17 protein-coding genes are annotated in these 20,549 nt (G+C 61.3%); 10 read left to right on the top strand and 7 right to left on the bottom strand.

The genetic code is table 11. The features are described 5' to 3' along the window. The first annotated feature begins 130 nt into the window (after positions 1-130). From BM017_RS06120 to BM017_RS06100, 5 genes are all read left to right on the top strand, one after another. Complete coding sequence (locus BM017_RS06120; protein WP_092241944.1) at positions 131-1,558, top strand: coniferyl aldehyde dehydrogenase; 1,428 nt, start codon at positions 131-133, stop codon at positions 1,556-1,558. A gap of 28 nt (positions 1,559-1,586) precedes the next feature. Further along, positions 1,587-2,132: a twin-arginine translocation pathway signal protein gene (locus BM017_RS06115; RefSeq protein ID WP_092241941.1), complete on the top strand. Its 546-nt coding sequence runs from the start codon at positions 1,587-1,589 to the stop codon at positions 2,130-2,132. Positions 2,133-2,168: 36 nt separating this feature from the next. Next, entirely contained in the window at positions 2,169-3,764 is a 1,596-nt protein-coding gene (locus BM017_RS06110) for a GMC family oxidoreductase (RefSeq protein WP_092241939.1), read from the top strand. 114 nt (positions 3,765-3,878) lie between these two features. After that, positions 3,879-4,358, top strand: coding sequence for a pantetheine-phosphate adenylyltransferase (gene coaD / locus BM017_RS06105; RefSeq protein ID WP_003176711.1), 480 nt, complete (start codon positions 3,879-3,881; stop codon positions 4,356-4,358). A gap of 100 nt (positions 4,359-4,458) precedes the next feature. Next, entirely contained in the window at positions 4,459-4,710 is a 252-nt protein-coding gene (locus BM017_RS06100; RefSeq protein WP_003176712.1) for a YfhL family 4Fe-4S dicluster ferredoxin, read from the top strand. A gap of 122 nt (positions 4,711-4,832) precedes the next feature. On the opposite strand, the gene mutM is transcribed toward BM017_RS06100, so the two are convergent. Further along, positions 4,833-5,645, bottom strand: coding sequence for a bifunctional DNA-formamidopyrimidine glycosylase/DNA-(apurinic or apyrimidinic site) lyase (mutM, locus tag BM017_RS06095; RefSeq protein ID WP_071490390.1), 813 nt, complete (start codon positions 5,643-5,645; stop codon positions 4,833-4,835). Positions 5,646-5,666: 21 nt separating this feature from the next. After that, positions 5,667-6,479 (bottom strand): HDOD domain-containing protein, encoded by an 813-nt coding sequence (locus tag BM017_RS06090; RefSeq protein ID WP_170856052.1) that lies wholly within the window; start codon positions 6,477-6,479, stop codon positions 5,667-5,669. 275 nt (positions 6,480-6,754) lie between these two features. On the opposite strand from BM017_RS06090, the gene BM017_RS06085 reads away from it, so the two are divergent. The 4 genes from BM017_RS06085 (at position 6,755) to BM017_RS06070 (ending at position 12,866) form a co-directional block, all read left to right on the top strand. Beyond that, entirely contained in the window at positions 6,755-7,951 is a 1,197-nt protein-coding gene (locus BM017_RS06085) for a class I SAM-dependent rRNA methyltransferase (RefSeq protein ID WP_092241933.1), read from the top strand. Positions 7,952-8,076: 125 nt separating this feature from the next. Next, a complete protein-coding gene (locus BM017_RS06080; protein ID WP_092241930.1) occupies positions 8,077-9,267 on the top strand; it encodes an MFS transporter in 1,191 nt (396 codons plus the stop codon). A 225-nt stretch (positions 9,268-9,492) separates the two neighbouring features. Then, positions 9,493-11,334 (top strand): dihydroxy-acid dehydratase, encoded by a 1,842-nt coding sequence (gene ilvD / locus BM017_RS06075; RefSeq protein WP_092241922.1) that lies wholly within the window; start codon positions 9,493-9,495, stop codon positions 11,332-11,334. 122 nt (positions 11,335-11,456) lie between these two features. After that, positions 11,457-12,866 carry a surface-adhesin E family protein gene (locus BM017_RS06070; RefSeq protein ID WP_092241919.1) on the top strand — a complete coding sequence of 470 codons (1,410 nt, stop codon included), beginning with the start codon at positions 11,457-11,459 and terminating at the stop codon, positions 12,864-12,866. A gap of 74 nt (positions 12,867-12,940) precedes the next feature. On the opposite strand, the gene BM017_RS06065 is transcribed toward BM017_RS06070, so the two are convergent. From BM017_RS06065 to BM017_RS06050, 4 genes are all read right to left on the bottom strand, one after another. Further along, positions 12,941-15,388, bottom strand: coding sequence for a TonB-dependent siderophore receptor (locus BM017_RS06065; RefSeq protein WP_092241915.1), 2,448 nt, complete (start codon positions 15,386-15,388; stop codon positions 12,941-12,943). Between the two features lie 132 nt (positions 15,389-15,520). After that, positions 15,521-16,468 (bottom strand): FecR family protein, encoded by a 948-nt coding sequence (locus BM017_RS06060; protein ID WP_092241912.1) that lies wholly within the window; start codon positions 16,466-16,468, stop codon positions 15,521-15,523. After that, the gene (locus tag BM017_RS06055; protein WP_092241910.1) at positions 16,465-16,998 is read right to left on the bottom strand and encodes an RNA polymerase sigma factor; all 534 of its coding nucleotides are present in this window, start codon (positions 16,996-16,998) and stop codon (positions 16,465-16,467) included. The genes BM017_RS06060 and BM017_RS06055 overlap by 4 nt, the downstream gene beginning before the upstream one ends. A gap of 214 nt (positions 16,999-17,212) precedes the next feature. Beyond that, complete coding sequence (locus BM017_RS06050; protein ID WP_092241908.1) at positions 17,213-18,271, bottom strand: phosphorylcholine phosphatase; 1,059 nt, start codon at positions 18,269-18,271, stop codon at positions 17,213-17,215. Between the two features lie 240 nt (positions 18,272-18,511). Here BM017_RS06050 and BM017_RS06045 point away from each other — a divergent pair, with 240 nt between their 5' ends. Further along, a complete protein-coding gene (locus BM017_RS06045) occupies positions 18,512-19,903 on the top strand; it encodes an L-cystine transporter (RefSeq protein WP_092241905.1) in 1,392 nt (463 codons plus the stop codon). A gap of 75 nt (positions 19,904-19,978) precedes the next feature. Here the strand turns inward: BM017_RS06045 and BM017_RS06040 are convergent, their stop codons facing one another. Then, positions 19,979-20,491 (bottom strand): dihydrofolate reductase, encoded by a 513-nt coding sequence (locus tag BM017_RS06040; protein ID WP_092241902.1) that lies wholly within the window; start codon positions 20,489-20,491, stop codon positions 19,979-19,981. Positions 20,492-20,549 lie beyond the last annotated feature (58 nt).

Here is a 20,549-nt window from a genome sequence, read left to right as displayed (position 1 = left end):
TACACGTGATAAGGCATCTTACGGCCTATCCTTGCACGGATAAAACCGGATGTTGCTGCAATGTTATTTGACAATTTAGAGTAATGACTCTAAAAATCCAGGCAGACCTATAACAATCGGGAACGCCGCCATGTCTGCCAACGTTGCCTACCTGCAAGATTCCCAGGCACTGGACTCACTCCAGCGCCTGTTCGACACCCAGCGTCGTGCCTACGCCGCCAACCCGATGCCATCGGCCGCGCAGCGCCAGCAATGGCTCAAGGCCCTGCGCGACCTGCTCAGCGACGAGCGCCAGGCACTGATCAACGCGATCAGCCAGGACTTCAGCCACCGCAGTGCCGACGAAACCCTGTTTGCCGAACTGATGCCCAGCCTGCATGGCATTCACTATGCCAGCAAACACCTCAAGGGTTGGATGAAACCATCCCGGCGAGCTGTAGGCATTGCCTTCCAACCGGCCTCGGCCAAAGTCATCTATCAACCGTTGGGCGTAGTTGGCGTGATCGTGCCCTGGAATTACCCGCTGTACCTGGCCATTGGTCCGCTGGTCGGCGCGTTGGCGGCGGGCAACCGGGTGATGCTCAAGCTCAGTGAGTCCACCCCCGCCACTGGCGATTTGCTCAAGGTGCTGCTGGCGAAAATCTTCCCCGAAGACCTGGTGTGCGTAGTGCTGGGCGAAGCCGAGGTGGGCATGGCGTTTTCCAAGCTGCCCTTCGACCATCTGCTGTTCACCGGCGCCACCAGCATCGGCAAGCATGTGATGCGTGCGGCGGCCGAACACCTCACACCGGTCACCCTGGAGTTGGGCGGCAAGTCGCCGGCCATCGTGTCTGCGGATGTACCACTCAAGGACGCCGCCGAACGCATCGCCTTCGGCAAGGCGTTGAACGCCGGCCAAACCTGTGTCGCGCCCGACTATGTATTGGTGCCGGAAGACCGCGTCGACGGCTTCGTCGAGGCCTACACCCAGGCCGTTCGCGGATTTTATCCGACCCTGGCCGACAATCCGGACTACACCGCCATCATCAACGAACGACAACTGGCCCGGCTGAATGCCTACGTCAAGGACGCCACCGACAAGGGCGCCACCCTGATCCCGCTGTATGACCAGGGCCAGGCGCGGCGCATGGCCCACAGCCTGTTGCTGAATGTCAGCGATGACATGACCGTGATGCAGGACGAGATCTTCGGCCCGGTGCTGCCGATCGTGCCGTATCGCGGTATCGACCAGGCCTTTGCCTACATCAACCAACGCCCTCGCCCACTGGCCCTGTACTACTTCGGTTACAACAAGCGCGAGCAGGACCGCGTGCTCCACGAAACCCATTCCGGCGGCGTGTGCCTGAACGACACGCTGCTGCATGTGGCTCAGGACGACATGCCCTTTGGCGGCATCGGCCCGTCGGGTATGGGCCACTATCACGGGCATGAAGGCTTCCTGACGTTCAGCAAAGCCAAGGGGGTGCTGGTGAAACAGCGCCTTAACGCGGCGAAGCTGATCTACCCGCCCTACGGCAAAGCCATCCAGACGTTGATCCAGAAGCTGTTCGTTCGCTGAAACCGCCACCCACGGGATACCAATAACAATGAACCCTAGCCTGACTGATTCACCCGTGCTGTCGCGGCGCGGCGTCTTGAAGATTGGCCTGTGCGCCAGCGCCTTCCTGGCTACCGCCGGGTTGGGCGCCAGCCTCAGCGGTTGCTCCAGCAGCACGCCGGCCAGCGGTTTTGCCATGCTGCGCAGCAGTGACTTGCCGTTCCTGCGCGCGGTCATCCCGGTGCTGCTCGAAGGCGTGGCCAGCGCCCAGGAAGTTGCCAGCGGGATTGAAGACACCCTCAAGAAGCTCGACTTCAGCCTGCAACACCTGTCGCCGGAGATGTTCAAGCTTACCCAGCAACTGTTCGACGTATTGGGCATGGGCGTCACCCGTGGACCGTTGACCGGAATCTGGGGCAGTTGGGAAAACGCCAGCGGCGAGCAGATCCGCAACTTCCTGCACCGTTGGGAAAACAGCTACCTGAACCTGCTGCGCATGGGCCAGGGCTCGCTGCTCAAGCTGGTGATCATGGCCTGGTATTTCCAGCCGGCGTCCTGGGCGCATTGCGGTTACCCCGGTCCGCCGAAGATTTGATTCGCCGCCCTCCCATAAAAACAAGAGACGACCCTGATGCCCGTACCCGACCTGTTCCGCGACGGCATGGCCCGTGGCTGGAAAACCCACAATGGCGCCACCCTCGATAACGACCTGACCCTGGAAGCCGATGTGGTGATCATCGGCAGCGGTGCCGGCGGCGGCACCACTGCCGAAGTCCTCAGTGCCGCCGGCTACAAGGTGCTGCTGATCGAAGAAGGCCCGCTCAAGACCAGCAGCGACTTCAAGCTATTGGAGGACGAGGCCTACACCAGCCTGTACCAGGAGGGCATCGGTCGCATGAGCAAGGACGGCGCCATCACCATCCTGCAGGGCCGGGCCGTGGGCGGCACTACGCTGATCAACTGGACGTCCAGCTTCCGCACCCCGGACGCCACCCTCGCCCACTGGGCCAGCGAGTACGCCGTGAAGGGCCACAGCAGCGCCGAAATGGCGCCCTGGTTCGAAAAGATGGAACAACGCCTGGGCATCGCGCCCTGGGCCCTGCCACCCAACCCCAACAACGATGTGATCCGCAAAGGCTGCGAAAAGCTCGGTTACAGCTGGCATGTGATCCCGCGCAATGTGCGCGGCTGCTTCAACCTGGGCTATTGCGGGATGGGCTGCCCGGTCAACGCCAAGCAATCGATGCTGGTGACCACCATCCCGTCCACCCTGGAAAAAGGCGGCGAGCTGTTGTACCTGGCCCGCGCCGAGCGCCTCAAATACAGCGGCGACACCATCAGTAGCCTGGAATGTATGGCGATGGACGAGCGTTGCGTGGCGCCTACCGGACGCAAGATCACGGTGAAGGCCAAACATTACGTGCTCTCGGGCGGCGGCATCAACAGCCCCGCGCTGCTGATGCGCTCGGACGCGCCCGACCCGCACTCGCGGCTGGGCAAACGCACATTCCTGCACTTGGTGAACTTCTCCGCCGGGCTGTTCGACGAGGTGATCAACCCGTTCTACGGCGCGCCGCAGTCGATCTATTCCGACCATTTCCAGTGGCAGGACGGCACCACGGGGAAAATGTCGTACAAGCTGGAGGCGCCGCCCTTGCACCCAGCGCTGGCCAGCACCCTGCTCGGCGGTTACGGCACCCAGAACGCCCTGGACATGAGCCAATTGCCCAACACCCACGCGATGCTGGCGCTGCTGCGCGACGGCTTCCACCCCGACAGCCCGGGCGGCAGCGTGGAGCTACGTGGCGATGGCACGCCGGTGCTCGACTACCAGGTGTCGGACTACGCCTGGAATGGCTTGCGTCGTGCCTTCCACAGCATGGCCGAGATCCAGTTCGCGGCGGGCGCCAAGTCGGTCAAGCCGCTGCATCACGATGCCCGCTACGTAAAAACCCTGGGCGAAGCGCGCACGCTGATTGAAGGCCTCAATCTGGAACTGCATCGCACCTGCCTGGGCAGCGCCCATGTGATGGGCGGTTGCGCCATGGGCGAAGACCCGAAAAATGCAGTGGCCGACAGCCTGGGTCGCCATCATCAGTTGCGCAACCTGTCGATCCACGATGGCTCTCTATTCCCCACCAGCATTGGGGCCAACCCACAATTATCGGTGTACGGTTTGACCGCCCAACTGGCGACAGCCTTGGCCGAACGTCTGAAAACAGCGTGAAAAAACACGGTATTCGCCGTGTCTATAGTGCTTTCTTCTGCATAAGTTGACTTTCCCGACCGGGACGGCTGCGATACCATCCGGTTCCCCAACGGACTCCGCCAGGACGACGCGATGAACCGAGTGTTGTACCCAGGTACCTTCGACCCGATTACCAAAGGCCATGGCGATCTGGTCGAACGTGCCTCACGCTTGTTCGACCATGTGATCATCGCGGTCGCGGCCAGCCCCAAGAAAAACCCGCTGTTTCCCCTGGAACAGCGTGTGGAGTTGGCGCGTGAGGTCACCAAACACCTGCCCAATGTGGAAGTCGTGGGCTTTTCCACACTGTTGGCGCATTTCGCCAAAGAGCAGAACGCCAATGTGTTCCTGCGCGGCCTGCGTGCAGTGTCGGACTTCGAGTACGAGTTCCAGTTGGCCAACATGAACCGCCAACTGGCGCCGGACGTGGAAAGCCTGTTCCTCACACCGTCGGAACGCTATTCGTTCATTTCCTCGACGTTGGTCCGTGAAATTGCCGCTTTGGGCGGAGATATCACCAAGTTCGTGCACCCGGCCGTGGCGGATGCACTGACCCTGCGCTTCAAGAAATAAGCCCCCAATCGGCGCCTGCTCGCACTGCGGGCGCCAATGCGGCACAATTGCGCGCATTAGTTTTCAGATGCCTTGGCGGACGGCCCTGGCAGGAGTTTCCATGTCCCTGATCATCACCGACGATTGCATCAACTGCGACGTCTGCGAACCCGAGTGCCCGAACGCCGCAATTTCCCAGGGCGAAGAGATCTACGTGATCGACCCCAACCTGTGCACCCAGTGCGTCGGCCACTACGACGAGCCTCAGTGCCAGCAAGTGTGCCCGGTGGATTGCATCCCGCTGGATGAAGCCCATCCAGAGACGCAAGAGCAACTGATGGAGAAGTACCGCAAGATTACCGGTAAGGCCTGACCCACCTTTAGCGCCTGTCATGACCTCATCGGGGGCAAGCCCCCTCCCACATTTGGATTGCGAACACTTTCACTGTGGGAGGGGGCTTGCCCCCGATGGCAATATCAGCAATCACCCATCAATCAGCTCTGGCACTTAGGGCAAAACACACTCGCGCGCTGTCCCAGCACCACATTGCGCAATTCGCTGCCGCAGACCTTGCACGCCTCGCCGCCCCGGCCATAGACGAACAGTTCCTGCTGGAAATACCCCGGCTGCCCGTCGCCGCCGATAAAGTCGCGCAACGTGGTGCCGCCACGCTCGATGGCCGCCGCCAGCACGCGCTTGATCTCGATCGCCAGCTTCAAATAACGCGCTCGCGAAATACCACCCGCCTCACGACGCGGATCGATCCCCGCCGCAAACAGCGCTTCCGTCGCGTAGATATTGCCCACACCCACCACCACCGCGTTGTCCATGATGAACGGCTTCACCGCCATCGACCGCCCACGGGACAGCTGGAACAGACGCTCGCCGTCAAACAGGTCGGTCAGCGGCTCCGGCCCCAGTCGGATCAGCAGTTCATGGTTGTGCGGGTCCTGGCTCCAGAGCATCGCGCCAAAACGCCGAGGATCGGTGTAGCGCAGGGCCAGGCCGGATTCGAGCTCGATATCCACATGTTCATGCTTGGCCGCCGGCATGCCGGCCTCTACCAGACGCAGGTTGCCCGACATGCCGAGGTGGCTGATCAAGGTGCCCACTTCGGCATTGATCAACAGGTACTTGGCCCGCCGCTCCACCAGCACGATGCGCTGCCCGGACAGGCGCACATCGAGGTCTTCCGGGATCGGCCAGCGCAGGCGCCGTTCGCGCACCACCACGCGGCTGACCCGCTGGCCTTCCAGGTGGGGCGCAATCCCGCGCCGGGTGGTTTCGACTTCTGGTAACTCGGGCATAGGTGCCTCTTTAAGGAAGGATCAGTGGGCGCCCAGTTCGCGGATCGACAATTTCATACTCTCGAAGTCGTAGTCCGACAGCCCCACGTAGTCCAGCACCAGGTGGCCGATGGTATTCCATTCATGGTCCACCGTCTGGCTGCCCAGTACACGGTAGGACGAGCAGATATGCTCGGCCATTTTCAGGATCGCCAGCAGGTTCTTGAGCTGCGGAGTGCGCGACGACTCATCGCTGAAGATCGCCAAGGCGTTGTGGTGGTTGGCGATGGCGTCGGTCACATGCTGCGGCAGGCGCCAGGATTTGGCGGTGTAGTAGCCGACCACGGCATGGTTGGTGTTGAACGCGTTGTTCTCGGTGTCGACCACGCGGCAATCGGGGCCGGCATTGGCATACGCCTGCTCCAGCACCGCCATGTAGTTGGGGAAGCGCTTGAGCATCAGCGGCACGCCACAGTCATGGAACAGGCCCAGGGCATAGGCCTCGTCCACCGCCTGGGCGCCGGTGCGCTTGGCCAGGGTGAGGCAGGTCATGGCCACATCCTGGGCGGTGTCCCAGAAGCGGTTGAGGGTGACGATGGTGTCGTCGCTCATCTCGCCCTTGATCGACAACGCGTTGATCAGGTTGATGATCGAACGACTGCCCAACAGGTTCACTGCGCGCTGGATCGACGCGATCTTGTTGCTCAGGCCGTAATAAGACGAGTTGACGATCTTCAGCAGTGCGCCCGACAGGCCCGGGTCCTGGGAGATCAGCCGCGCGATCACTTCCAGGTCCGGATCGGGCATGTATTGCTCCATCTGCAAATCCACCATGATTTGCGGCTGGGGCGGCACGCTGATGCCCTGCAGGGCCTGTTGGATCTGTTCGGCGGAAAGCTCTTGGGACATAAGTACATACTCTGGGCTAGGCGGCGATTCTAACCTCTAAGCAAACCTGACCGACACCCAAATGCCCGATTGAAACCGGACTAAATATGGGAGGGGGCTTGCCCGATGGCATCACCGCCGTACGTCAGATACACCGCGCCGCCTGCATCGCGGGCAAGCCCACGCCCACATGAACCGCGCCGCAACAGGTATACTCCCGCTCTTTTTTCCGGAGCGACGTCATGTCCCTGCCAAGCCTGCGTCTCAAAGCCAACGCCGATCGTCGTTTGCGCAACGGCCACCTGTGGGTCTACAGCAACGAAATCGACGTGGCCGCCACCCCACTCCACGGTTTCCAGGCGGGTGACCAGGCCATCCTCGAAGCGGCCGGCGGCAAGACCCTGGGCATCGTGGCCATGAGCCCGAACAACCTGATCTGCGCCCGCCTGCTGTCGCGCGACATCAAGTTGCAGCTGGACAAGTCGCTGCTGGTGCACCGCCTGAACGTCGCCCTGTCCCTGCGTGACCGCCTGTTCGACAAGCCGTTCTACCGCCTGGTCTACGGCGACTCCGACCTGTTGCCGGGCCTGGTGGTCGACCGTTTCGGCGACATCCTGGTGGTGCAGATCGCCTCGGCGACCATGGAAGCCCATAAAGAAGACGTGATCGCTGCCTTGACCCAAGTGCTCAAGCCAAGCGGCATCCTGTTCAAGAACGACTCCGCCGCGCGCGATGCCGAAGGCCTCAACCGCTACGTCGAAACCGTGTTCGGCCTGGTGCCGGAGTGGGTAGCGCTGGAAGAAAACGGCGTGAAGTTCGAAGCCCCGGTAATCCAGGGCCAGAAAACCGGCTGGTTCTACGACCACCGCATGAACCGCGCCCGCCTGGCCCCGTATGCCAAGGGCAAGCGCGTGCTGGACCTGTACAGCTACATCGGTGGCTGGGGCGTGCAGGCTGCGGCCTTCGGCGCCAGTGAAGTGTTCTGTGTCGACGCCTCCGCCTTCGCCCTCGACGGCGTGGAGCGCAACGCCGCGCTGAACGGCTTTGCCGAGAAGATGACCTGCATCGAAGGCGACGTGTTTGAAGCCTTGAAAGAACTGAAAGCCAGCGAAGAACGCTTCGATGTGATCGTCGCCGATCCACCGGCCTTCATCAAACGCAAGAAAGACATGAAAAACGGCGAAGGCGCCTACCGCCGCCTCAACGAGCAAGCCATGCGCCTGCTCAGCAAGGACGGCATCCTGGTCAGCGCGTCGTGCTCCATGCACTTGCCGGAAGATGACCTGCAAAACATCCTGCTGACCAGCGCCCGTCACCTGGACCGTAATATCCAGATGCTCGAACGTGGTGGCCAGGGTCCGGATCATCCGGTGCATCCGGCGATTGCCGAGACGCGGTATATCAAGAGCATTACGTGCCGGTTGTTGCCGAATAGCTGATGCCGCTGGCCTGTAGGGGCCTCCGGGTTCCTACAGGCTTTCAGGAAGTTTCGCTCAAAACCAGGCTTTGACTTTCCTCTACTCAGACTCGATCCTCGACTCCCTCACGGAATCGAGGCTCGCCCATGTCGACGGCAATCACACAGGCTGAAAAACCTTTCATTGTTTTCTGGCTGATGACCATGACCCTGCTGGGCGTCTTCCCGCTTGACGTCGTGCTGCCTTCCTTTCCCGCCCTGGCGGAACACTTCTCCACCTCCACCACCCAGGTCGCCCGCTCGGTCAGCCTGTTCGCCATTGGCTTTTCCTGCGCCATGCTGTTGATCGGCCCGCTGTCCGACAGGATCGGCCGCAAGAAGCTGCTACTGGCCAGCATGCTCGTCGCAATCATGGGTGCGGCCGGGTGTTTAACCGCCAGCACGACCGCCCAATTCCTGTTCTTTCGCGTCATCCAGGCCATGGGTTGCGGCGGTTTCATACTGTCCCAAGCGTTGGTGCAGGACCTTTTCTTCGGCAGAGAACAAGAGCGGTTGCGGATCGCCATGGCTACGGCCGGGGGAATTTTCATTTCGGTTTCCCCGCTGCTGGGCGCGTGGCTGCAACTGCACGGGGGGTGGCAAGCCAGCTTCTATCTGTTTATAGCGCTCTGTGCAGCCACCCTGATCATGGCTCACCGGCTACTCCATGGCGGCTTGCCTCAAGCGGCACCAAGCCGCCAAAGCATGTTCAAGGCCTACACCAAGGTCTTCGCCAGCCGGCACTTCGCCAGCTATGCCACGATCTCCGCGATTACCTTCGCCTGTCATTTCTCGTTCATCGTTGTGTCACCGCTGATTTTCATGGACCAGTTGCAGCTGACGCCCCACGAATACTCGTTGACCCTGCTCCTCTACGGCGCCGCTTATGTACTGGGCGGTGTCAGTGCGGGCTTGTTGCACAAGCGACTACCGGCCGCGACCCAGATGGCCACCGGGCTGGTGCTGATCGCGATCTCGGGCATCGTCATGCTGGTCCTCGCCTATCAGTTCGGCTTATCAACCCCGACCGTGCTGGTGCCCATGCTGCTCTGCACAGCAGGCACGACCATCACCCGCCCCATTTCCAATTCCAAGGCCATGAGCTTGTTTCCGGACAATGCAGGGACGGCGGCCTCAGCGGTGGCGGCAGTGCTATTCATTGCCGGTGGTCTTATCAGTGCATTCATCAGCACCTTTACCCACCATCTGAGTACCGCGCTGGGTCTGTGCTTTCTGATGCTGAGCGCCGTCGCCCTGGCCCTGAACGCATGGGCGCGGCGTCACCCGCACGTCCCGTAGCCGCTATCTTCACGGTTTCGGTCATTCCCTCCCGCCGCCAGCGGTGTAGAATCGGCCTATTCATCGCCAGTCATCCCCCGGCGGGTTTATGAGCTCGAGGCCCAAGCAAGCGGCGATCCCGCGACGCGAGTGGCAACTTCCGGACACACGGCCATTTTTCGGGTGTTCCAGACGTCAATAGAAGCTCACTCCCTTTTGATACCGATTAGCCGCCCGGAGTGCTCCATGCCAGATTACCGCTCGAAAACATCCACCCACGGCCGCAACATGGCCGGCGCGCGCGCACTGTGGCGTGCCACGGGGATGAAAGATGACGACTTCAAGAAGCCGATCATCGCGATTGCCAACTCGTTCACCCAGTTCGTACCCGGCCACGTCCATCTCAAAGACCTGGGCCAACTGGTCGCCCGCGAGATCGAACGCGCCGGTGGCGTCGCCAAGGAATTCAACACCATCGCCGTGGATGACGGCATCGCCATGGGCCATGACGGCATGCTGTATTCCCTGCCGAGCCGCGAGATCATCGCCGACTCCGTGGAATACATGGTCAACGCTCACTGCGCCGACGCCATCGTCTGCATCTCGAACTGCGACAAGATCACCCCTGGCATGCTGATGGCCGCCCTGCGCCTGAACATCCCGGTGATCTTCGTCTCCGGCGGCCCGATGGAAGCCGGCAAGACCAAACTCGCCTCCCACGGCCTCGACCTGGTCGACGCCATGGTCATCGCCGCCGATTCCAGCGCTTCTGACGAGAAGGTCGCGGAATACGAGCGCAGCGCTTGCCCAACCTGCGGCTCGTGCTCCGGCATGTTCACCGCCAACTCGATGAACTGCCTGGTGGAAGCCCTGGGCCTGGCCTTGCCGGGCAACGGCTCGACGCTGGCCACCCACAGCGACCGCGAGCAGCTGTTCCTGCAGGCCGGCCGCACCATCGTCGAGCTGTGCAAGCGTTACTACGGCGAGAACGATGAGTCGGTATTGCCGCGTAACATCGCCAACTTCAAGGCGTTCGAGAACGCCATGACCCTGGACATCGCCATGGGCGGTTCCACCAATACCATCCTGCACTTGCTGGCCGCGGCCCAGGAAGCCGAGATCGATTTCGACCTGCGCGACATCGACCGCCTGTCCCGTCACGTGCCGCAACTGTGCAAGGTCGCGCCGAACATCCAGAAGTACCATATGGAAGACGTGCACCGCGCCGGCGGAATCTTCTCGATCCTCGGTTCGCTGGCTCGTGGCGGCCTGCTGCACACCGATCTGCCGACCGTGCACAGTCCATCCATCGCCGAAGGCATCGCCAAGTGGGACATCACCCAGACTGACGACGAAGCCGTGCACACCTTCTTCAAGGCTGGCCCGGCCGGTATCCCGACGCAAACCGCGTTCAGCCAGTCGACCCGTTGGGACACCCTCGACGACGACCGTGAAAACGGCTGCATCCGCAGTGTCGAGCACGCCTACTCGAAAGAAGGCGGTTTGGCCGTGTTGTACGGCAACATCGCCCTGGATGGCTGCGTGGTGAAAACCGCCGGTGTGGATGAGTCGATCCATGTGTTCGAAGGCAACGCGAAGATCTTCGAAAGCCAGGACAGCGCCGTGCGCGGCATCCTCGCCGACGAAGTGAAGGAAGGCGACATCGTGATCATCCGCTACGAAGGCCCGAAAGGCGGCCCGGGCATGCAGGAGATGCTGTACCCGACGTCCTACCTGAAATCCAAGGGCCTGGGCAAAGCCTGCGCCTTGCTGACCGACGGCCGCTTCTCCGGCGGTACTTCGGGCCTGTCCATCGGCCACGCTTCGCCGGAAGCCGCTGCCGGTGGCGCAATTGGCCTGGTGCAGGACGGCGACAAGGTGCTGATCGACATTCCGAACCGCTCGATCAACCTGCTGATCAGCGACGAAGAACTGGCGGCACGCCGGGTTGAGCAGGACAAGAAGGGGTGGAAGCCAGTGGAGAAGCGTCCACGCAAAGTGACTACCGCATTGAAGGCTTACGCCCTGCTGGCCACCAGTGCCGACAAGGGTGCTGTGCGTAACAAGGCGATGCTTGACGGTCTGTAAGCTGCGCCCATAAAAATGCCCCGTCACGTGCGGGGCATTTTTTTGCCTGGCGTTCTGACGCTGTAGTTTTTCATACGCCGGCCGATAACAGGCGCAACTGTATTCTCAAGGAACTTACCCGCATGGATGCCCGCTTTACCGCTCTACGCCCAGCTGCATGGGCGCTTTCCCTATTGGCGTTGGCCGGTTGCAGCTCGCTGCAAAAGCCTCAGGTGGACCCAGGCCTTGCACTCTTCAACGAAGCCATGACACTGCCGGCGCTCGACTACACCATCCTGCGCAACGGCGACAGAGTCGCGTACTCCGTCGACTTGCAGCAAAACCCGATCTCTGTGCAGTTCGACGCCTACTGCACACAAGGTCCTGGAAGGATGTTCTACCCCACGCGCACGGGCCTGCGGGCTTTTACTCCCTCACCGGCAACAGGCGTCGACCTGCCAGCGGCACAGGCCCAACAACTGCAGCAAAGCGCTCAATTGCAGAGCGTATGCAAGGCACGCCCCGTGCCCGACTGGCGGGTGCTGCAAACCTCTGCCGATCAGGGCTGGCTGCTGATCGACCGTAACAGCGTGCAGCAGCAAGGCAGTCAGATATCCGTCTGGGCCACAGAGGATTACCTGCACTATCAGGTCGCCAAGACCGCATCGTTGTTTACTCAACGGCAGGAGCGGCTGACCCTGGATTGCACACAACGCACCATTACGTTGATGAGCCAGTTCAACCTCGATGAAACGCGCCAGATGATCAACGGCGAAATCCGTCGACAATTCAAGCCGCAAGCCTTGGATCAAGCTTCCGGCGAACATGCCCAGCTCTTCAAGGCTCTGTGCCAGGCGCCGGTGGAGCTGGCCCGGTTACCCGCTTTCAAGGCGCGCCAGGCATTGCCACCCGCTGCCAGCGCAACCAATGCCAACCCAGCCGTACTGGCGGCCATCCGAGCGCTCGGCCTGCCTGCGCCAACCCGCACCCTGAGCGAGCTGGCCTACGACTATGACGCCGTGCTCTTCAACAACACCCGCGTGGGCGACCAGACCAAGCAGACATTCATCAGTGTCGACAAAGCATCGGGTCAGACGCTGGTACAAACACGCGACTCGGCACTTGGCTTTAACCAGGAGCTGACCTTCCAAGGCCTGTTTGATCTGGACAGCCAAGGTCTCGACCGCAAAACAGGCACTGACAAGGTGAAGACACGCCTCTTGGTTGGCCTGAGCTTTCAAGGCGATTGGCGTAACTTGCCCCTCGCCAGTGAGGTGAGCTACACCCAAACGTGGTCAAAATCCATCAACCCCGATGGCAGTCCTTCGCCGGAGAACAGCGAGCCAAGAACCGTGACCTGCAAGGTCGCTCGGGAAATCCCGGCCGCCACCCTGACCCCGGACCTGAAGGGGCAAGCAAAGGTACTCGACTGCGTTCAGATGAAAGGTTGGACTTACCAGGCAGCCTACCTGAGCGACTATGGGCTGTTCATCAAATTGGGTGAGAACGCGTTGGTTGCGCAATGGAACTGGCATTTGAAATCGGTGAAGTGACGCGCGATAGCGTGGGTTGTTTGATCCCATGAAAATGCCCCGCCACGTGCGGGGCATTTTTATTCCGGTTGCACTCAGAACTGTGGGGTGTAGGTCATGGTGAACATCACATTGCGCGGGTCGCCATAGTAGTTACTGCCCCAGTTCGCGTTGTACGCCGGGATGTAGTACTTCTTGTCGAACATATTGTTCAGGTTCGCCGCGACGGTGAATTCCTGGTTGATCTTGTAGGCCACCCGCGAATCCCACAGTGCATTGCCCGGCACGCTGAAGGTGCGATCGTAGGCGACGGTGCTGCTTTGCGCCGTTACGCCAGCGCCGACGCTGACCTTCTGCCAGTCCCCCGGCAACTGGTAATCGCCCCACACCTTGAGCAGGTGCTTGGGCGTCCAGGTGCTGAAGACCTTGCCTTCGTAGGTGTCGTCCTTGAGGAACTTGGTGGTGTTGTACGTGTAGCTGGAGACCAGTTGCAGACCCGGCAGCACTTCACCGCCCAATGTGGCTTCAAAACCCTGGCTGCGGACCTTGCCCGAGGCCACCGAGCAGTACCAGCCATTACAGTTCATCGGCCCTTGCAGGTCCTGGACGCCACGATTTTCCTGGTCGTAGCGGAAGATCGCGAATGAAGTGTTGAGGCGGCCATCGGCCAGTTCACCCTTGATGCCCAGCTCGTAGTTCTTGCCCTCGATAGGCTTGAGCAGAGATCCCGAGGTGGTCAGGTTGGTTTGCGGCTCGAACGCATCGGCGTAGCTGGCGTAGGCCGACCATTGATCGTTCAGGGCATAGACCAGGCCTGCATACGGCGTGACCTTGCCGGAGGTTTGCGTGGTGCTTTCCTCGGCAACGCCGTACACGCCCTGGCGGCCGTTCTGGCCAATATAGGAGTACTCATACCAACTGGTGCGCGCGCCGAGGATCAGCGTGAGCGGGTCCAGCACCTTGACGCGCCAGGTGCCATAGATGCCTTTCTGACGGATGTCATACCAGCTCTTCGAGGCGTTCCCCGCCTGGAACAACTGGTATTTGTCGCGCTGCACACGGTTATGGTCGATGTTGAAAATATCCGCGCCATTCGTTGCCGCCCGCGCCCACTGGTCGTCGGTGGTGAGTTTGGAATAGTTGGCGCCCAGAACCATTTCCTGTTGGAAACCCAGGCCGTCGAACTTGCCGTTGACATACACATCCGCGCCGCGACTTTTGGTATTGAAGTCGGTCACCCAGTCGATGTAGCGCACATTGCCCGTGTCGCCGGGGTTGGGGACAGTATCCCACGTCGCCTGGTAGGTCGCGTCGTTGTGTTCGTCCATCGCCACCAGCGCGGCCTTCACCTTCCAGTCATCGTTGAAACGATGCTCCAGGTCGGCGAACACCTGGGTCTGGTTGTTGACGGCACGGTTCCAGCTGGCGCCGACAAAGGTCGAGCGCGGCAGGCCGATATCACTGCCATTGGCGTAGCGGGGCAGCGACATGAAGTTGGGGCGTGAGTGGCCTTTCTGGTTGCTGATGCCGACGCCCACGGTGGTGTCTGGCGTGAAGTCGTAGTCGACGGCGCCATAGACGGTCTGATTCCAGCCGCCCGCGTAGTCGACGAAGGAGTTGGTGGTGTCGTAATCCGCCACAAACCGGCCGCGCAAGGTGCCTTCCGGGTTGAGCGGGCCACCGGCATCGACTTGGGTGCCGTAGTGGTCCCACGAGCCGGCCTTGGCGGTGATGGTCACTGTCGGTGCCTGCTGGCCACGCTTGCGCACCAGATTCATGGTGCCGCCGGGGCTATTCGCGCCTTGCAGCAAGGCCGCCGGGCCGCGCAGGGTTTCGACGCGGTCATAGATCGCCATGTTTTCCGTGAGGTAGCTGCCCAGCGTATAGGTGTTACGCGGGATTCCCACGCCGTCGTATTGCAGCGTGCCGACTTCGAAACCACGGGAGAAGATGAACATGCCAGGGCCAGGAGATTTGGTCGCCGTCAGGCCGGGCGTGCGCTTGACCACGTCGGAGAGCTTCGTGGTGTTCTGGTCGTCCATCTGCTTGCGGGTCATGACGCTGACCGACTGCGGGATGTCCTTGAGTTTCTGCTCGCCCTTGCCGATGGTCACGGCACCCGTGGTGTAGGAGCCGGTGCCTTCGGTGGTGACGCCCAGGCGCTCGGCGCTGATGGTGGTGGCGCCGACTTCGAGGGCGCCACCGGCGTCCACACGCTTTTCCAGGGTAACGGTATCGGCATTGATAAACGCCGCACTCAACCCCGTGCCGCCGAGCAGTTGCCCCAAGGCTTCACGCTGCCCCAGGTTGCCCTTCACCCCCGGTGACACCACACCCTGGGTCAACTCACCATTCACCAGTACCTGCACCCGTGTCACTGCCGAAAATGCCGCCAGCGCACCGTCCAGGCTTTGCCCCGGAATATCGAATCGATAAGTCTGGGCCTGGGTGGTTTCGGCGGCCTGCAGATACAGCGGCGCAGTGCCGCAGGCCATGGAAATAGCCAGTGCCAGCAAGGGCCGCGCGGCGAATCGGTGTGCCATGGATGGTGCTCCCCGGTGCAAAAAAGTCTGTGATCGGCGCCGCACTACTTGAGAGTGCTTACTATTTACGCCTCAGTGATCAAGGACGATGGCTTGCGGGGAAACCCTGAAAATATTTTGCAAAAGTTGCCGCTAAGAGGCTTTGCCTTCGCGCAACACCAGTAAATACGGGGTGTAGTGCTCAGCGCGCAGGTTGAGGGTGTATTCCAGCGCCTTGATCACGGCTTCCGGTTTGTCGATCTCGAACACGCCGGACACCACGCGATTGCGCAGCGCATCGCCCAGCACCAGGGTCTTGCCAGGCCAGTAGCGGTTCAACTCGCTGACCACTTCCGACAGCGGTTGTTGGCGGAACACCAGTTGTCGCTGGCGCCAGGCGAAACCGCTGGCCGCATCGAAACCGTGGGCCTCGGCAAGGTGCTGGCCCTGATATTCCACGGCCCGTCCCGGCTCCAGGTAGACCGGCTCACCGGCGCCCGCGCTGACCTGCACCTTGCCCTGCGCCACTTGCACCCGCGTCTGCGCATCCCGCCTTGCCACGCTGAACTGGGTGCCGACCACCGTCACCCAGCCCTCGCCGGACTGCACCACGAAGGGCCGCGCCGGGTCTTTGGTCACGCTGAAAAAACCTTCCCCGCGCAACAGACGAATCTGACGCTCACCGCTGCTCATGCGTACCTGAACGGCGCTGTCGGTATTGAGCTGCAACTGGGAGCCGTCCGCCAACTCGACTGTGCGCGTTTCGCCGGTGCCGGTGGCGTAGTCCGCGCGCAGGCGGTCGAGCCAGGGCGTGTTCTGCACGGTCAACCCAACCGCCAGCAGCACGGCAGCGGCATAAGCCCAACGCCGCGCGGGTTTGCGCCACGCGACCTGCTCGGCGCGGCGGATCAGCCGTGCCGGTTCACGCAAACCGCCGAGCATCGCCTGCACTTCCTGCCACGCGTCGTCCTGGGGCTGGCCCTGCCCGAGCCAGGCGGCAAAAGCGTCCATCTCGGCCGGGGTCACGTCCTCGGCCTGCAAGCGGAAGTACCAGGCGGACGCTTCTTCGAACAACGCGTCGGCAGTGGGTAACGCAGTCATGACCGACGTCCTTGTGTGTCGCAGGCGAGCCGCGTCTTGATGTAGGCACGGCATTCAATCAAGGCGCGGCGCAGTTGGTATTCCACGCTGCGCGGGCTGATCGACAGGCGTTCGCCAATCTCGCGATAGGAAAGTTCGTCGACATGATAGAGCAGGAAGATCTGCCGAGTCGCTGCGGGCAACGCCAGGATTGCGTCCTGCATCAGTTGCTCCTGCTGGTAGGCGGCCAGTTGTTCGTCGGCACCGGGGTTGCCGCACGGCAGTTCTTCGCTGGGCTCGCCGGCATCCAGGCGCTCACGGCGGATGGCCTGGCGCTGGTGATCGCGCACCAGGTTGCTGGCGATGGTGAAGAGGAAGGCTGGCAGGTTGTCGATCTTCTCGCCGGAGTCCAGACGTGCCAGGCGCAGGAACGATTCCTGGGTCAGGTCGGCGGCCACCTGGGCGCTGCCGGTGCGGCGGGTGACGAAGGCTTCGAGGGCTTTCTTCTGCTCCGCGAACAGGCGCGCTATCTGCGAATTCCAGGAGGACACAGCACTACCTTGAGAAGAACGGAGGGTTCAGGAAGTGCGCACGCTAGCAGATGATGAGATTGGTTCGCAATTGATATCTATTTTTGCTGTAGCTTTTGGCCTGTCAATCAGATAGCTATCGGGGGCAAGCCCCCTCCCACACTGACTGCATTCTCATGTTGGAACTCGGTCAACTGTGGGAGGGGGCTTGCCCCCGATAACAAGCGCCGCGGTGTTACTGGATTTCATCAGGCTTGACGATCACCCAGTTCTTGTCCGCCGTCACCGGCAACCCTTCCTTGGCCTGCGCCGCCGCGTGCTTGGCGATCATGCCGTTCAACTGGGTCATGTATTTGTCCTTGCGGTTGATCCACAGGTGGATACCACCCTTGGCCACGTCCACGTCGTGAAACAGCATGTAGCCATCGCTGGTCGGGGTGTCGCCACCCACCAGTACCGGCTTTTTCCATTCGTCGATGTAGGTGAGGATCGCCGCGTGCTTGCCGGCCATCCAGGTCGCCGGGGTCCACAGGTAGGGCGTGAGTTCCAGGCCCAGGTTGGCCTTTTCGTCATACTTGCCGGCGGTGATCTGTTTGCGCGCGGTGGTCAGCTCGCCGGTCTTGCGGTCCTTGAGCAAGGTGGTCACGCCGATGACGTTCTCGGGCTTGACGTTGTAGCCGTACTTCGGATCGGCGGCGACCATGCGCACCAGCTCTTCGGAAGCGGCGGTCATCACATACACCTCGATGCCGTTTTCCATCAGTTTGTTGTATAGCTCGGCCTGGCCGGTGAAGACTTTCGGCGGTTGCACCTCGGACTTCTTAACGGCGTCGCCTTCGAAATAAGTGACGGGCACGGGCTTGCCGGAGGCCATCAGCTCATCGACCTGCACTTTGAGCTCCTTGAGGGTGAACCCCGAGAACACCTGGGCAACCCACGGGTAGCAGACCATGTCGTCCACTTCGCAGAGGCGATAGTAGTAGCTGAACAGACTTTCCTTATGGTCGGCAGTGTCTTTGAACGGCATAAGCTTGAGCGACGGATCAAGGCTGTCGCGGGTAATCAAGCCCTTGTTTTCCATGTAGGGCAGCAGGGACTCTTCGAGGTCGTAGCGGTAGCTGGTGTTGTCCATGTCGAACACCGCGAAATTGCCCTTGTTGGCGTTGGCGGCGATCATTTTGTTCAGTTGCTCGGCGGCCGGGGCCGGCCAGTGTTTCAACTCGGTGGCGGCCATGGTTGGCCCGGCAAGGCCCAAGCACAGTGCGGCGGCAAACAATCTCGAAGCGAGCTTCATATGCGTTTCTCCCTGAGTGAAAAACATCGACGCTAACAAATCCCTGTGACAGTTATCGCCCGAGCACGACCGCTTGCGTCGTGAACGCGCCAAGGACATGTGCCTGAGCGTCAAAGGCTTATTCCAAAAACGACAGTCACCATTCCATATCGGTATTAAATCAATATATTTCAAGCTGTTAGGCTTTCCGGTTCGCAATCGCAGGCTCGCGCGATTGGCTGCCTTCTCAACGGAGCTTCAATGAATCTGCCCCTGATTCTCAACTTACTGGTGTTCGTGGCCCTGTTGCTGGGCCTGGCACAAACCCGTCGCACAAACTGGAGCCTCGCCAAGAAGGTGCTGCTTGCCCTTGTACTCGGCGTGGTGTTCGGCACCGTGCTGCACACGGTCTACGGTGACGGCAACCCGGTACTCAAGGCCTCCATCGGCTGGTTCGACCTGGTCGGCAACGGTTATGTGCAACTGCTGCAAATGATCGTGATCCCGCTGGTATTCGCGTCGATCCTCAGCGCCGTGGCACGCCTGCACAACGCCTCGTCCCTGGGCAAGATCAGCTTCCTGACCATCGGCACGCTGCTGTTCACCACCGCGATTGCGGCGCTGATCGGCATCGCCCTGACCAACCTGTTCGGCCTCACCGCCGAAGGCCTGGTGGCCGGCACCCAGGAAATGGCGCGCCTGCAAGTGATCCAGAGCGATTACGCGGGCAAGGTCGCCGACCTGAATATCCCGCAACTGCTGCTGTCGTTCGTGCCGGCCAACCCGTTCGCCGACCTGGCCCGGGCCAAGCCGACCTCGATCATCAGCGTGGTGATTTTCGCCGCATTCCTGGGGGTTGCCGCGCTGCAACTGCTCAAGGATGACGTGGAAAAGGGCCAGAAAGTCCTCAACGCCATCGACACCCTGCAAGCCTGGGTGATGCGCCTGGTGCGCCTGGTGATGAAGCTGACGCCGTATGGCGTATTGGCGCTGATGACCAAAGTGGTCGCCGGCTCCAACCTGCAAGACATCATCAAGCTCGGCAGTTTCGTGGTGGTGTCGTACCTGGCCCTGGGCCTGATGTTCGTGGTGCACGGCCTGCTGCTGTCCCTGGCCGGGATCAACCCGCTGCGCTTCTTCCGCAAGGTGTGGCCGGTGCTGACCTTTGCCTTCACCAGCCGCTCCAGCGCGGCGGCGATCCCGCTGAGCATTGAAGCGCAGACCCGTCGCCTGGGCATCCCGCAATCCATCGCTGGGTTTGCCGCCTCGTTCGGCGCGACCATCGGCCAGAACGGTTGCGCCGGCCTCTACCCGGCGATGTTGGCGGTGATGGTCGCGCCGACCGTGGGCATCAACCCGCTGGACCCGCTGTGGATCGCGACCCTGGTGGCGATTGTGACCTTGAGTTCGGCCGGTGTGGCCGGCGTGGGCGGCGGTGCGACCTTCGCCGCGCTGATCGTGCTGCCGGCCATGGGCTTGCCGGTGTCACTGGTGGCGCTGCTGATTTCCGTGGAGCCGCTGATCGACATGGGCCGTACGGCGTTGAACGTGAATGGCTCGATGACGGCGGGGGCGATTACCAGCCAGGTCATGGGGCAGACGGACAAGGCGTTGTTGAATGCGGATGAGCATGCGGAATTAGCGCAAGCCTGATAGATAGCAATCGGGGGCAAGCCCCCTCCCACACTTGACGGTCAAGATGTGGGAGGGGGCTTGCCCCCGATGCTTTTAAGCTTTTTCCCAGACTTCAAAGTTGTAAGCAGGCTTATCACCTTCAGCTGGATTCTCCAGATTGGAAACCAACTTCCACTGGCCCCGATCAAACTCCGGAAACCAGGCATCCCCCTCCGGGCTCAACGCCACCCGCGTCAAATACAGCCGATCCGCCTGCTCCAGCCCCTGCGCATACAACTGAGCACCGCCAATCAGCATCAGCTCGTCAACGCCTTGCGCCGTTGCCCATTCCTCAGCGCGCTCTAGCGCGGCCTCCAGAGACGGAAAAACTTCCGCACCTTCCAGCGCCAGATCGGTCTGACGGCTGACCACGATGTTCAAGCGCCCCGGCAACGGTCGGCCCAGGGAGTCCCAGGTCTTGCGCCCCATGATGATCGGCTTGCCGAGCGTGGTGGCCTTGAAATATTTGAAATCCCCCGGCAAATGCCAGGGCATGCTGTTGTCGACGCCGATCACACGGTTTTCACCGAGGGCTGCGATCAGGCTTAAAGGGAGAGTTTTTTTCATGGCGACGAGAATACCAGAGCCCCGAGCCAGGGGTTATGCTCCAGGCTCACAAACACGA

The sequence above is a fragment of the Pseudomonas sp. NFPP04 genome (assembly GCF_900113815.1).
Taxonomy (GTDB): Bacteria; Pseudomonadota; Gammaproteobacteria; order Pseudomonadales; family Pseudomonadaceae; genus Aquipseudomonas; species Aquipseudomonas extremorientalis.
The sequence above is the reverse complement of the archived record's forward strand: the minus strand, read 5'-3'. Positions and strand labels throughout refer to the sequence as shown.

Excerpts from the sequence above, each read along its gene's own strand:
- BM017_RS06120 (WP_092241944.1), top strand. The coding sequence starts at position 131 with ATGTCTGCCAACGTTGCCTACCTGCAAGATTCCCAGGCACTGGACTCA.
- BM017_RS06115 (WP_092241941.1), top strand. The coding sequence starts at position 1,587 with ATGAACCCTAGCCTGACTGATTCACCCGTGCTGTCGCGGCGCGGCGTC.
- BM017_RS06110 (WP_092241939.1), top strand. The coding sequence starts at position 2,169 with ATGCCCGTACCCGACCTGTTCCGCGACGGCATGGCCCGTGGCTGGAAA.
- coaD (WP_003176711.1), top strand. The coding sequence starts at position 3,879 with ATGAACCGAGTGTTGTACCCAGGTACCTTCGACCCGATTACCAAAGGC.
- BM017_RS06100 (WP_003176712.1), top strand. The coding sequence starts at position 4,459 with ATGTCCCTGATCATCACCGACGATTGCATCAACTGCGACGTCTGCGAA.
- mutM (WP_071490390.1), bottom strand. The coding sequence starts at position 5,645 with ATGCCCGAGTTACCAGAAGTCGAAACCACCCGGCGCGGGATTGCGCCC.
- BM017_RS06085 (WP_092241933.1), top strand. The coding sequence starts at position 6,755 with ATGTCCCTGCCAAGCCTGCGTCTCAAAGCCAACGCCGATCGTCGTTTG.
- BM017_RS06080 (WP_092241930.1), top strand. The coding sequence starts at position 8,077 with ATGTCGACGGCAATCACACAGGCTGAAAAACCTTTCATTGTTTTCTGG.
- ilvD (WP_092241922.1), top strand. The coding sequence starts at position 9,493 with ATGCCAGATTACCGCTCGAAAACATCCACCCACGGCCGCAACATGGCC.
- BM017_RS06070 (WP_092241919.1), top strand. The coding sequence starts at position 11,457 with ATGGATGCCCGCTTTACCGCTCTACGCCCAGCTGCATGGGCGCTTTCC.
- BM017_RS06065 (WP_092241915.1), bottom strand. The coding sequence starts at position 15,388 with ATGGCACACCGATTCGCCGCGCGGCCCTTGCTGGCACTGGCTATTTCC.
- BM017_RS06060 (WP_092241912.1), bottom strand. The coding sequence starts at position 16,468 with ATGACTGCGTTACCCACTGCCGACGCGTTGTTCGAAGAAGCGTCCGCC.
- BM017_RS06050 (WP_092241908.1), bottom strand. The coding sequence starts at position 18,271 with ATGAAGCTCGCTTCGAGATTGTTTGCCGCCGCACTGTGCTTGGGCCTT.
- BM017_RS06045 (WP_092241905.1), top strand. The coding sequence starts at position 18,512 with ATGAATCTGCCCCTGATTCTCAACTTACTGGTGTTCGTGGCCCTGTTG.
- BM017_RS06040 (WP_092241902.1), bottom strand. The coding sequence starts at position 20,491 with ATGAAAAAAACTCTCCCTTTAAGCCTGATCGCAGCCCTCGGTGAAAAC.